This window comes from 'Chrysanthemum coronarium' phytoplasma (assembly GCF_000744065.1).
In the GTDB taxonomy this organism is placed as follows: domain Bacteria; phylum Bacillota_I; class Bacilli_A; order Acholeplasmatales; family Acholeplasmataceae; genus Phytoplasma; species Phytoplasma asteris.
The window spans coordinates 1-13,874 of sequence record NZ_BBIY01000029.1 but is presented as its reverse complement, the minus strand read 5'-3'; the positions used below and the strand labels follow the sequence as shown (position 1 = coordinate 13,874).

The following is a 13,874-nucleotide window of genomic DNA, read 5'->3' as shown; positions in this document are numbered from 1 at the left end:
AAAAAATAACTAATATTTGAGTTGGTTTTTGATTTCTTCGTAAAAGCTCACATAATTTTGATATCGAGAGGGAAGTATTTTGCTGTTTTCTAAGGCTTTTTTAACGCCACATTTTTCTTCTTGCAAATGAAGACAACTTTCACCAAAAAAACAATCACAAACATGTTCTACAAAATCAGGATAAAAATTCTTTAAAGTCCTAGGGCAAAAAGTAGTTAAGTCTAGTTTGGAAAAACCAGGAGTATCAACAATAAATCCACCATTAAACTCGTATAATTGGGCGTTTTTGGTGGTATGTTTGCCTCTGCCAAGACTTTCAGAAATTTCTTGTGTTTTGAGTTTGGCATCTGGAATTAAGGCTTTGAGTAAGGTCGATTTTCCTACTCCGGTTTGTCCTGCCAAAACTGTAATTTGATTAGCAAAAATGTGTTTAAGGGCATCTATTCCTATTTTTTGCTTGGAGTTAATATAATAAAAGGGTTGAAATTTTTGGTAATAAGATAATTGTTGTTGCATTGTTGTAAGGTTTTCGGGTTCTAACAAATCTATTTTAGAAAAAACCAAAACTACATCTAATTTTTGTTGTTCTAAAATTAATAAAAACTTATCTAATAAAAGAAATTGAAAATTGGGCTTTACTAATGAAAAAACTAGCAATACCTGGTTAATATTGGCAACATTAGGTCTTTTTAATTCATTTTTACGAGGCAAAATAGATTGAATTAAATAAGTATCACAAGAAAGTTCATAAAACACAATATCGCCTACTTTAATAATAAAGTCAGAGGCAGAACTATTTTCTTTTTGGGTAGTTTTGATATCAGGGGTTTTTAATTTGCCTCTTTTTTTAGCTTCCAAAATAATTTGAGTTTCTAAATCTTTAATATAATAAACTCCAGCCAAAAATCTTAATACTAAAGCTTTTTCCAAATAATAACTCCTTTTTATATTTTGAAATCTTTTTTAATTATTTTTTTCTTATTTTGTCTAAATTACTTTTTAAAAATTTTTAAATTGTCTGTGTGTGTGCGATAAAAAATGCTAGATACTAATTTATTCTAATTTGAGTAACTTTTTTATAATTAATTAAAAAAACCATTAATTATTTTTATTATAACATATAAAAAAACAATAATTACATATAAAGATAAATTGGGTTTAAATAAGCAAAAGCAGAGTTTATTTGCTAATGTTTTTATGGGTGTGACTTTGACAAATGGTATGTTTGTTGCAAAATAAAAAAGTTTTGGGGGGTGGCAAAAATTGTTACATAAAAAAGGAAGGACCCCTTAATAAAAAGGAGTCTTTTGTTAATGTTTTATTAATATTTTGTTAATGTAATTAGGCAAAAAAAATGTAGGATTACAAAATAATTATTTTTATGTTTGAAGATAGGGATGTTGTTTTTTACTTATTAAATTTACTTAATAAAGCCAAAACTTGTTGTTTAATTTGGGCTAAATAAGATTCGTCGTCCAAGTGATTGATAGCTTTGTCCATCAAATCTGCAACTAAAATAAAATCATTTTCTCTAAAACCTACTGTTGTCATAGCAGGTGTGCCAATTCTAATACCGCTTGTCACAAAAGGTTTTTCTTGATCAAAAGGAATGGTATTTTTGTTGACAACAATATTTATTTTTTCTAACATGTTTGCAATTTTGGATCCTGTAAACTCAGGATTTTTATGTTTAACATCAATTAAAAATAAATGATTATCAGTGCCTCCGCTTACAATGCGATAACCTTTTTGTTGGAAGGCTTTAGCAAAGGTGTTTGCATTTTTGATAACTTGCTTTTGATATTCTTTAAAAGAAGGCATCATCGCTTCTTGAAAGGCAACAGCTTTAGCTGCAATAGTATGAATACAAGGTCCTCCTTGAATACCTGGAAAAATACCACGATTTATTTTTTTAAATACTTCTTCTTTATTGGTTAAAATCAAACCTCCACGCGGTCCTCTCAGCGTTTTGTGCATAGTAGAAGTAACAACATCAGCGTTAGCTTCAAAGGGACAAGGATGAAGCCCACAAGCAACTAAACCTGCAATATGGGCAATATCTGCCATTAAATAGGCATTAACTTCATCAGCAATTTGACGAAACTTTTTAAAATTAATAGTTTTAGAATAAGCCGAATATCCTGCAATAATTAATTTAGGTTTTAGTTTTAAGGCAACTTTACGAATTTCATCATAATCAAGCATTTCAGTTTGGGGATTGACATTATAAAAATGAGCTTCATAAAAACCACCAGAAAAACTTAATTTATGACCGTGAGTAAGATGTCCTCCATCCATTAAAGATAATCCTAAAATTTTGTCACCAGGTTTTAATAAGGCTTGAAATGCTCCCATATTGGCTTGTGAACCTGAATGAGGTTGGACGTTTGCGTATTTAGCACCAAACAGCTTGGTTGCTCTTTGAATGGCAATTTTTTCTATTTGATCTACATTTTTACAACCATTATAATATCTAGCTTGAGGATAACCTTCTGCATATTTGTTAGTCAAAATGCTTCCTTGAGCATCTAATACTGCTTGAGAAACAAAATTTTCCGAAGCAATTAATAAGATATTTTCTTTTTGTCTAATTTTTTCTTGTTCAATAAGATCAAAGATTTCTTGATCTTGGTCTTTTAATCCTAACTTTTGATTCATTTGGGCACAACCTTTTTCTTTTTTTATTTTTGGGCATTCAATGTAATTATTGGAAAAACAAAATGTTTTATAAAAGCATTTACAAATACGAATTTATTTGATAAACAATAGAGCAAAAATGGTAGTTATGGTTATAAAATCAAGCATTTTCCAACGATAAGTAATCATTTTGGTGCGAGGAGCTCCCAAAACATAACCTCTTACTTCCATAGCATTAGAAAGTACCAAAGACCTTTTAAAAACCAACACAAAAATAGGAACCAATAAGGCTAAAAGATGATTAATTCTTTTAAAAATATTTTTTTTGTGCAAATCCATGCCTCTTGTTGTCTGAGCTTTTAAAATTTTATTGGTTTCTTGCAATAAAAAAGAATTAGCCATAAAAATTAAAGAAAGCATCAAAGTAAAAGTTTCAGTAGCAATTTTGAGTTTTTTTAAAGGAGACAAAATAATATCTAGACCATCTTGAATTTCGATAAAAGAAGTTATTTTATTGAATAAAAAAAACAACATCACAATTAAAAACAATCTTGTCATAATAAAACAAATTCTTAGAAAAGAAGTCGTTTGCAATATATAATTTTTAGGTTTGCAACCCAAAATTTCTTGTATATTGGAAGGAAAATACGAAGGAATAACAAAGATGCACAAAAGCAAAAATAACAAATAAGATAATTTAAAGGGAATATATTTTTTAGTGAAATTATACAATAAAATACATATTAAAAACAACCAAAAAGAATGGATGGCATCATAGCTTAAAATAGGAATTTGAGCTCGCATAAAAGCATTAAAATAAGTATCTTCCGAAGGAACTAAATTTATTACCAAAGAAATAATAAAAACAAATCTTAAATGTTTAATTCTTTGCCAAAAATAACTCCAAGTTACTCCAAAAAAGAAACAAAGGATCATTAAAGCTACCACACAAAAAAGATAAAATAAAGTGATGCGTTTGGGGTTTGCAAAAATAAAAACTTGATTTGGAGCAATATTTTCAACATTAATGGGCAGTTTTAAAATAAAAACTAACAGCAACACAAAAGCAAGAATTTTGATAGAAGGATGGAGTTGGTACAAAAAACAACGCGATAAAGAGGGGTGGGATAAATTATTATTTGTAAAATCATTATTTTTCATCAATAATACCTTTTAACAATAAAATTCTTTTAAATATTGGGCAAGGGCGCTAAAACAATAGTGTGCTTGAAAGGGGATTCCTAAAGTTTGATTTAAATGTTTTAAAATTTTAAAAGTATCAGGAATATCTAAGTTAAATTGCTCAAATCGGGGGTGTTCAAAAAAAGTTTCTTTTGTGCCATCAAAAAGCAATTTTCCTTGAGACAAAACCAAAACACGTTTTGCATATTGGGCAACCAAATTCATATCATGAGTAATAATGATAATAGTTTTGTGAAATGTTTGATGCAAAATTTGTAAAAAATCCATAATATCAGAGCTACTTTCCAAATCAAGACCACGTGTAGGTTCATCAAGGATTAAAATATCAGGCTGCATGGCTAAAATACCTGCAATAGCGACTTTTCTTTGCTGTCCGTCACTAATTTGAAAGGGAGATTTTTGATGTAAAGCGGGAGGAATGTTGATTTGTTCTAAAGTTTTGAAAGCTTGCTTTTGGGCTTGTTGTTTGTTATTTAAAAAAACTTCAGCACCAAACATTACATCTTTTAAAACAGTTATTTCAAATAATTGATATTCAGGGAATTGGAAAACTAAACCTACTTTTTGACGCAAGGGCACTAAGAGTTCTTTTTTTGTTTTAGAAGTTATGGTAGTGCCAAAAACTGTTACTTTTCCTATATTTGTGGTAAGCAAAGCATTCATTAATTGCACTAAGGTCGATTTGCCTGAACCGGTTTTCCCCACTAAAGCAATAAATTCATTTTGAGAATTGATTTTTAAATTAATGTCAGATAAAGTGGCAGTAGTTTTTTGGGGGGGGTGGGGGGGTTTTTTATAATAAAAGTTTACTTTTTCAAATTGTATTGCCATAAAATATCCTTTAAATTTTCTAACATTTGATTATTTTTAATGTTTTTAGTGGTGCTGTCTTTTAAAATTTCATAGTAAAGCTCTAATGATAAAGGAGGGTTCAATTTATATTGTTGCAAAAATAAAGGGTCTTGAAAAAGGTTTTGGGGGGGGGTTTGGGTAATTAATTTTCCTTGATCAAGAACAATAATTTCATCACTTTTGGCAGCAAACTCTAAATCATGAGTAATGGTAATCAAAATTTTATTTTTAATGGTTTGAATAATTTTTTGCACTTCCAAAGCGCCTTGAGGATCTAAAAAAGAAGTTACTTCATCAAAGATAATAATTTCGGGCTCCATCGCTAAAATGGATGCAATTGCTACACGTTGTTTTTGTCCCCCTGAAAGTTGATTCACGTTTGCGTCCAATAAATCATCTATTTTTACCATTTTGGCATATTGCCAAACTTTGGTTATAATTTCTTCTCTACAAACATTATAATTTTCCAATCCAAACGCAATATCTTCTCTTACAGTAAGTCCTGTAAACTGATAATCAGGATTTTGGAAAACCATACCTATTTTAGGTCGCAAAAGGGGCAAATTTTTTTCATTTAAAACGATATTGTCAATTAAAATTTGTCCTTTGGTACAAGAAATCAGCCCTACTAAAATTTTGGCTAAAGTAGATTTTCCCGAGCCATTATGACCAACAATAGAAACCCAAGAATTATTTTGAATGGTTAAATTAAGGTCTTTGAGAATAGGATTACAACCGTAATAAAAAGTTAAATTTTGAATAGATATCATAACTTTAAATTTTTCTTTCTTTGTTTGTTTGTTTGGTAGTTTTGATGGGGCATTTTTGAGGTAGTTGATTTATTTCGAGGGGAGGTTAGTTTGAAAAAGGCAAAACCACTTTTGCAACAAATCGCAAATCGTAATATAAGATATAAAATAAGATTGAGTTTTTGTGGAAAGAGTGAAAAATTGTTATAAAATGGTGTAATTAAAATTTAGTATCATCAATTTTTTGCAAATAACAAGTTACAAAAGAAACAATGTTTTTTAAGTGATTAGGTTCAAAAGGATTAGTAAGTCCTGTAGTTTTTAAAAGATTTAAAAAAGTTTGTGAACCGCCTAATTGACATAATTTTAAGTACTTTTGCCAAGTATTGGAATAATCTTGCTTGCTTAAAAGCCAAATTTCTAAAGCACAAACTTGGGCTAAAGTATAGTCAATGTAATAAAAAGGAGTAGAAAAAATGTGGCTTTGACGGAACCAAAAAGTACCTTTTTCTAAAAAAGGATCGCCTTCATAAGTTTCTAACAACAAATATTTTTTTTCCAAATTACGCCAACACTCTTTTCTTTGAGCAGGAGTCATTTGAGGATCTTGATAAACTTCATGTTGAAAATGATCCACTAAAGCACCATAAAGTAAGAAATTAAGGGATTGGGATAAATGTAGAAATTGATATTTGTCTACATCTTGGGCAAAAAAATCTTTTACCCACGGATAAGCTAAAAATTCCATTCCCATAGAACTAATTTCAGCTGCTTCAAAAGTAGGCCAACGATACTCAGGAATTAAATGACGACTTTGATAAACTTGGAAGGCGTGTCCTATTTCGTGAGTCAAAACATCTACATCATGACTTGTGCCATTAAAATTAGCAAAAACAAAAGGAGCGCTATATTTAGGAAGGTAAGTACAGTATCCACCGCCTGTTTTGTTGGGTTTGCTATCTAGGTCTAATAGATTTTTTTCTAAGAGAAAATCAAAAAATAATTTGGTTTGGAGAGACATTGCATGATACATTTTTTTTGCTTGGGTTAACTGAAAATCAACTCCTCTTTGAGGTTTGGGATTGCCACTTGAAAAATTAAAACTTTTGTCATAACTTTCCAATTTAGCAATACCTAAACGTTTGGATTTACGTTTTTGAGTCATTGTATAAAACGGCAAAACATATTTTAAAATGTTGGTGCGATAATCTGCAATTTGGTTAGCATCGTAATCAGTGCGTACTAAAAGATCATAACCTAAGGCAACGAAATTGGAATATCCCAATATTTGAGCCATCTTGGTTCGTGTTTGGACTAATTGGTCATAAATAAGGTCATATTCTTGCTCGTTTTTAGCAAAAAATTGCGAAACAGCTAATTGGGCATTTTTTCTAGTTTGCCTTTGGGACGATTCCAAAAAAAGAGCCATTTGACTTAAATTATAAAGTTTGCCTTCAAAAGCAACAGAAGGATCAGAAATTAATTTTTGATATTTGGTTGTTAAAGTATTTTCTTCTTGTAAATAAGGAATAATTTTAGGGTCAAATGTTTTTAAAAATAGTTTGGTTTGGTCAAATAACAGGGTGCCAAATTCTTGTACTAAGGCGTCATAATGTTTACTTTTTACCATGGTTTGGCTAAATTGATGTTGTAATTCGGTTAGCAAAGGGGCATTTTGGTCACAAAAATGTTTTTCTTGTTGATAAAAAGTATCTTTTACATCTAGGCTATGCCTAATTTCTGCCAAAGTAAACATGGAATTAATTTCATCCATTAATGAATTAAGACGGTTAATAATTTTAATTTGTTCTGGTAAGGAAGCATCCAAAAAAGCCTCTATCATAAGCAAAATAGTTTGTTTGGTTTGAGCAATATCAACTCTTTGATATTCAAAATCTTGAAATTTCACTTTGGTTTAATCCTATCTTTTTAATTTTTATGAAAAATATCTAAATAGCAACGGTGTGGCAAGTTTAATTTTATTTATGTTAGTTTGAAAAAATATTTTATTGTCGAATAACTACATTTTAATTATAAACTAATAAATTTGATTATTTCTTATCAAATTCGTAAGTATCTGCTAAAAATTGCAATCTTTTAAACAGCTCTTTTAAAAGGATAACTACAAAAAAGGAAGTCACAAAGACAAGGGGCAAAGCAATAAAGAGCCCTTTATTTACCATAGTTGTTGCAATTTGTTGGATGGTAATATCTTGGGAAAAAATATTTATTTCGGCTGTCCACCACCATTTTAACATTACATACCAATATAATGTTTGATATAAAACTGATAACAAGACAACAACGAAATACATTTTTAAAAAATTATCTTGGGGTCTTAACAACAAACCAGGTAATAATCCAAACGATAAAACACAAGCTAAATTAGCAATCAGTTCAAACTGATAACCAAATTCATAACCATATCCTACAAAATATCCAATTGTTTCAGCTAAACAAGCACCCAGGCAAGAAAGATGCCAAGGAACATAAAAAGACATTACAATTAAAGGTAAAAAACGCACATAGACAAGAATATTTACATCTATATTAATAAAATGAAACCCTGGAAAAGATGTTGTTTTATCTGGGAATATAATTTGTAGTATTTTAGATAAAACAATAGATAAGGAAGTTAAAAAAGAAGTTAGGATAATTTGTCTTAAAAGTTTTTGATTGCGATTAAAATTATTATTCATAGTTTTTCTCTTTTCTTTGTGTGTGTAATTTTATTATTTATATTGAATTAATAAAATGTTCTTTGACAACATCGAAGGAAAAGAAATAATAAACGGAAAATAAATTGTAAAATAATACTGAAATTAAAAAAATTCTTATTTGATAAGGCTAATAAATATCATTTATAAATATCTCCTAAAAACTTTTTCAAATGTAGTTCCTTTATTTAAAATGGGTGCAAACATACTAGCTTTTAATAAAAAATGATAACACAATAGCAATAAGAAAAATATAAATATGACAAGAAGGGGCGGCACAAAAGCTACAAAGGGTTGATTTAAAAGTTGGAAATAGTAATTATTATGCATAGTTTTTCTCTTTTCTTTGTGTATGTAATTTTATTATCTATATTGAATTAATAAAATGTTCTTTGACAACATTGAGGAAAAAAGAGGAGGGGGGCAAAAATTATCTATAATAGTTAAGGTAAGTTTTAATTCTAGGATTTAAGAAAAATAAAAAAATAAAGATAAAGATAAAAGTAGCAAAAACAGGGATTAAATTATAACAAAAACACCAAATAATAGGGTAGTTGATTAGGGGAGCTAAAAAGGGGAAATAATTTTGTTTATTTGCAATAAGGGGCAACCAAATAAAATAAGAAGCCAAACATTTAAAAGCAAAAACAGAGGTAAAAACTATTAATAAATTAAGTAAAATGCTTTTATAATTATCAAAATATTTTAAATTAGGGGTATAAAAAACAAAAGAAAGACTATAAGATAAATCAACTAAAAGATAATCCAAAAGTAAAACTGCAATTTGTTGTAAGGAGCTCATTTGTTGGGCTTGCATATAAGCTAAAATATTGGTGGATTCACTTAAAAAAATAGCTTTAAATAGATGAAATAAGGCATAAAGAGTACAAAAAAGAAAGCTATGTTTTTTGCCCAATAAAAAACCAATTAAAATTAAGGGAAGGAGAGAAACTTTAATAAAAGAGCCAATATTTGCTCCCATTTTGGCAATCCCTAACTTATCATAAGCAAATTCTAACACAATTGTGAATCCTAACAAAGTAGAAGCAATAATGTGTTTTTGCAAAGGGGAGAAAAAAACTTTTGTTTCTTTGTTTTTGGTTTTTAGCATATGAGATTAATTTCTTTCTAAAGAAATATCAAAATTACTTTTCATCAGTCAAAGTAATAATTGGGGTAAAAAAATAAAATAAAGGTGAAGGGGGGGATATTTTTAGCAAGGTAATAATTATTGGTTTTGATAATATTTTATAATTAATAATATAATGTTGCAAATAAAAATATAAACTAAGGGAAAAAAGTGGAGAAAAAAATAGTGGGATGATCGCCAATAGAAAATCATTAATAAAAGATATTGATAATAAATTTAATTAATAATAAGGTGATAACAATATTTTTGAAGGGTTGCAAAGGAGAGAATAAAGAAAATAGACCACTTTCAAAAAAATGGTCTAAGGAGTTTTATTTGTAATAAAGATAGATTCAAAAAGGATTAAACTAAAGTTGCTACTTTGTGAAGCAATCTTACTAATTGACTAACATAACTCATTTCATTGTCATACCAAGACATTAATTTAATAAATTTAGGTTTTTCTTTGAGGACTTGCAAAGTGTGAGAATCATATAAAGAACCATAACTTGTTCCAATAACATCTGAGGAAACAATAGGATCTGTAACGTAGGCTAGGGTTTCATTAGCAGCTTTTTTGAAAGCTTCATTGATGGCTTCTGGAGTAGCTTCTTGAGTCAGTTCTGCGGTAAGGTCAACTAAAGAGCCTATAATTGTAGGAACTCTAATTGCTGTACCATCCAGTTTTCCTTTTAATTCAGGAATAACTAAACTAATAGCTTTGGCAGCTCCAGTAGAACTTGGCACCATATTAAAGGCTGCAGCTCTACCGCGACGTGTCCAAATGCCTTTGGGATGGTTTTGATCAATTAAACTTTGGTCACTGGTGTAACTATGAACGGTAGTCATAAAAGCTTGGTTGATGCCGAAGTTGTCATTTAAGACTTTAACAACGGGCGCCAAACAGTTAGTAGTGCAAGAAGCCCCGCTTACAATGGCATCTTCTTTAGTAAGTATTTGGTCATTAACATTGTAAACAACTGTTTTTACATCCCCAGTAGCAGGAGCACTAATTAACACTTTTTTAGCTCCAGCTTCTAAATGAAGAGCTGCTTTTTCTTTGCTAGTAAAAAAACCTGTACATTCTAAAACAATATCTACTCCTAGTTTTTTCCAAGGTAAATCTTGAGGATTTTTTTCTTGAAACACAGGAATTTTTTGTCCTTCAACTACTAAATAGTTGTCTTCAAAACTAACAGCGTCTAATTTGTAAGGTTTTTGAATGCTGTCGTATTTTAATAAATAAGAAATAGTTTCTAAAGTTGCTAAATCATTGATAGCTACTACTTCAAATTTAGGATTTCCAAAAACAAGACGAAAGGCTAATTTACCGATACGCCCAAAACCATTAATTGCTACTTTAACTTTCATAATTAATTAAACCTCTTTTTCTTTTTTTATCCTTTTTTAATGTAAATGATGGATCTATTTGTTGGTTGTGTGGATTGTTTTATTTTGTGATGTTTGTAATATTTAGTAATTCGAAGAATAATAATGATCAAAAAATAAAATAAAAATAGGGGAGTTGTGATTACAGTTTCTCCATACATGCAAGCCCTGGCATTGGTTTTCCTTCTAAAAATTCTAAAAAAGCGCCTCCACCCGTAGAAATATGGCTTAAATTTTGATCTAGACCGAATTTAAAGACTGCAGCAGCGCTATCGCCACCACCAATAATGGTAGTTGTATTGGGCGAAAGATTGCTTATTGTTTGGGCAATAGCTTTGGTTCCTTTAGAAAATTGTTCAAATTCAAACACTCCTACAGGACCATTCCAAACAACTGTTTGAGCCGTTTGTAAATGCGTTTTGAAAAGTTCAATTGTTTGAGGTCCGATATCAAGTCCCATTACATCATCAGAAATATTATCATAACTATAAACAGCTGCTTGTGTTGTTGGCGAAAATTCTTTGCCACAAACAAAATCTTTAGGTAAAACGATTTTTTTGCCTTCTGGAGAAACTAATAATTCTTTTACTAAAGGGATTTTGTCTGCTTCTAACAAGCTAGTTCCTATGTTAAAACCTTTGGCTTTAAGACAAGTATAGCTCATTCCTCCACCTATCAAAAGAACATCAACTTTTTGCAAAAGACTACGAATAACTCCAATTTTGTCAGATACTTTGGAGCCACCCAAAACAGCAACCAAAGGTCTTTGAGGAGTTTGGACAATTTTTTTGAGAAAAGACATTTCTTTTTCGACCAAAAAACCAAAGCATTTTTCTTTGATATATGTTGCAATGCCTACATTAGAAGCGTGGGTGCGATGGCATGTACCAAAAGCATCATTGACAAAAACATCACCTAAAGATGCCCAATATTTGCCTAATTCGGGGTCGTTTTTACTTTCTTTTTTGAAAGGAACATCTTCAAAACGAGTATTTTGGACTACTAAAACATCCCCTGGAAGCATCTGGCCAACAGCTTGATTTAAGGTGTTGCCTTGGGTTTCTGGAACAAACTTTAATTTTTGTTGCAAATAAAAAGCAATTTTTTCAGCTACCACTTGCAAGCTAAAATGGGCTTTATCAGCTTCAGTTTTAACGCGTCCCAAATGAGAAAAAATAATAACTTTAGCTTTTTGCTGAACTAAATATTTTAAAGTAGGCAAAATAGCCTTAATTCTGTTGTCATCTGTGATAACGCTGTTTTCTAAAGGAACATTTAGGTCTGCTCGCAATAAAACTTTTTTATTTGTAATATTCATATTAGTTAAGGATTTTGTCATGCATTTATGCCTTTCACTTAGGAAATATTAATTATTTTTAAGTTATTTTTAATCTAAATTAGTAAATAGTTTGTTTGAATGGTTAATTTTATTTTTTTGTTGTTTTATTTTATTTATTTTATCCATCGTTTAGAGGAATAATGATTTTTAAATATTGGTATTATTTTATCGTTTATGTTTTTTAATTTTTTCAATTGTTGATTCTGGCAATTCGTCTTTAATGGCATTTAATTCTTCTAAGTATTGGTCAAGTTCGCCTTCTATAAGGTTGTATTTGCGATTGGTAAAAGCTCCTATTACAAAAGTTAAAAACATTTCGCCTCCCATTAACCGTTGCTTTTCAAAATCATCAATTCTTTCAACAATAAATTGAATTTCTAAAGAAAACTGTTCTTTTAGTTTAAAATTATCGCATTCAGTTAACCTAATTTTAATATCTTTAATTAACCACCTAATAAAACAACGTTTAGTTTCAATTTTTTTGCCTTTAAAATAACTGCGCAAGGCTAAAATACCCACAACAATAGGTACAAGTGTTTTAATTGCTAATAACACAATAACTATGGTATTGTTGGTGTTCATATTTGTATTAGAACTTGCCATATTTTGGACCTTTCTTCTCTAAAATGTAAAAAAGAAATTTTTTATAATTGTAGCTATATTTTCTTAAGGGAAAGATTTAAAATTGGGAAATATTGATATTCAATAATTAAGTTTTGTTGATTGAACCAAAAAGAGCTAATTTATGTCTCATTAATTCTTTAATAGCTAAAAAGCCGGGATTTAATAACTTACGCGGATCAAAGCCTTTGTCTGTTAAATCTTTTTTTTCTTCAATGTATTGTCTAGTAGCTTGGGCAAAAACTAATTGAAATTCGGTGTTGACGTTGATTTTTACTACTCCCAAAGAAATAGCTTTTTTAATCATGTCTTCAGGAATACCAGTGCCGCCGTGCAGTACTAGGGGCGTTTGTTTGTTGGTAAGTTCTCTAATTTTGGCAAAAACACTAAAATCAAGTCCTGTCCAATTATCAGGATATTTACCGTGCACATTACCAATTCCAGCAGCAAGCATATCAACACCTAAATCAGCAATTTGTTTGCATTCTTGAGGATCTGCAATTTCTCCTTGACCAATAATGCCGTCTTCTTCGCCGCCGATGCCCCCAACTTCTGCTTCTATTAAAAGTCCTTTTTGGTGACATATCTCGGTGATTTCTTTGGTTTTACTTAAGTTTTGGGCAAAATCATAATGACTGCCATCAAACATAACAGAAGTGAATCCTGCCTCCATTGCTTGTTTGACACCTTCATAAGAACCGTGATCTAAATGCAAAATAACAGGGACAGAAACCTTATAAAAGGCGTCTAGTTCTCTTACCATTGCAACGACTGTTTTAAGCCCTCCCATATATTTCGCAGCTCCTTCGGATACTCCTAAAATAACAGGTGATTTTAGTTCTTCGGCAGTTTGTAAAGCAGCTTTGATCCATTCTAAATTATTAATATTTACTTGAGCTATAGCGTATTCTTGTTGATGTGCTTTTAAAAGAACATTTTTATCGGAAGTTAACATTTAACTTAATCCTTTCTTTGGTTTTAGATTTGCATCTAAATTGTAATTAATGAGGTTTGTTAATTGGCTTTTGGACTAAAAAATAATTTAGGATTTTGGGTAGTTTTGCAAGTATAAGTGCAAAAAACAAAATATATTATTGTTGGTCAAAAGGAATGCAAATTAACAGTTTTAAAATCACAAAACAGAGAAAAAAATATAAAAATTATAAAAGTAAGTAAAAATGCATGCTGTTTTAAAATCAAAATCCAAAAGAAAAAATTAAACTAAATGATGTAGTTTT

General features: G+C 29.9%; 12 protein-coding genes. All 12 read right to left on the bottom strand.

Annotation, left to right across the window (positions count from 1 at the left end):
• Positions 1-9: 9 nt before the first annotated feature.
• On the bottom strand, positions 10-930 hold the full coding sequence (rsgA, locus tag OYV_RS01770) for a ribosome small subunit-dependent GTPase A (protein WP_042068008.1): 921 nt from the start codon (positions 928-930) through the stop codon (positions 10-12).
• A 477-nt stretch (positions 931-1,407) separates the two neighbouring features.
• On the bottom strand, positions 1,408-2,658 hold the full coding sequence (gene glyA / locus OYV_RS01765) for a serine hydroxymethyltransferase (RefSeq protein ID WP_042068007.1): 1,251 nt from the start codon (positions 2,656-2,658) through the stop codon (positions 1,408-1,410).
• 93 nt (positions 2,659-2,751) lie between these two features.
• Positions 2,752-3,798, bottom strand: coding sequence for an energy-coupling factor transporter transmembrane component T (locus OYV_RS01760; RefSeq protein WP_236620258.1), 1,047 nt, complete (start codon positions 3,796-3,798; stop codon positions 2,752-2,754).
• 12 nt (positions 3,799-3,810) lie between these two features.
• Positions 3,811-4,671, bottom strand: a complete 861-nt coding sequence (locus OYV_RS01755; RefSeq protein ID WP_042068006.1) for an ATP-binding cassette domain-containing protein — start codon at positions 4,669-4,671, stop codon at positions 3,811-3,813.
• Complete coding sequence (locus OYV_RS01750; protein WP_042068005.1) at positions 4,647-5,462, bottom strand: ATP-binding cassette domain-containing protein; 816 nt, start codon at positions 5,460-5,462, stop codon at positions 4,647-4,649. Before OYV_RS01750 ends, OYV_RS01755 begins: the two co-directional genes overlap by 25 nt.
• A gap of 199 nt (positions 5,463-5,661) precedes the next feature.
• Complete coding sequence (locus OYV_RS01745) at positions 5,662-7,350, bottom strand: M3 family oligoendopeptidase (protein ID WP_042068004.1); 1,689 nt, start codon at positions 7,348-7,350, stop codon at positions 5,662-5,664.
• Between the two features lie 142 nt (positions 7,351-7,492).
• On the bottom strand, positions 7,493-8,140 hold the full coding sequence (locus OYV_RS01740; protein WP_042068003.1) for a hypothetical protein: 648 nt from the start codon (positions 8,138-8,140) through the stop codon (positions 7,493-7,495).
• A 448-nt stretch (positions 8,141-8,588) separates the two neighbouring features.
• Entirely contained in the window at positions 8,589-9,269 is a 681-nt protein-coding gene (locus OYV_RS01730) for a hypothetical protein (RefSeq protein WP_042068001.1), read from the bottom strand.
• 381 nt (positions 9,270-9,650) lie between these two features.
• Positions 9,651-10,658, bottom strand: a complete 1,008-nt coding sequence (gene gap / locus OYV_RS01725; RefSeq protein ID WP_042068000.1) for a type I glyceraldehyde-3-phosphate dehydrogenase — start codon at positions 10,656-10,658, stop codon at positions 9,651-9,653.
• Between the two features lie 160 nt (positions 10,659-10,818).
• Positions 10,819-12,015, bottom strand: a complete 1,197-nt coding sequence (locus OYV_RS01720) for a phosphoglycerate kinase (protein ID WP_042067999.1) — start codon at positions 12,013-12,015, stop codon at positions 10,819-10,821.
• A gap of 165 nt (positions 12,016-12,180) precedes the next feature.
• Positions 12,181-12,618, bottom strand: a complete 438-nt coding sequence (locus OYV_RS01715) for a hypothetical protein (protein ID WP_042067998.1) — start codon at positions 12,616-12,618, stop codon at positions 12,181-12,183.
• 106 nt (positions 12,619-12,724) lie between these two features.
• Entirely contained in the window at positions 12,725-13,591 is an 867-nt protein-coding gene (fba, locus tag OYV_RS01710; RefSeq protein WP_042067997.1) for a class II fructose-1,6-bisphosphate aldolase, read from the bottom strand.
• Positions 13,592-13,874 lie beyond the last annotated feature (283 nt).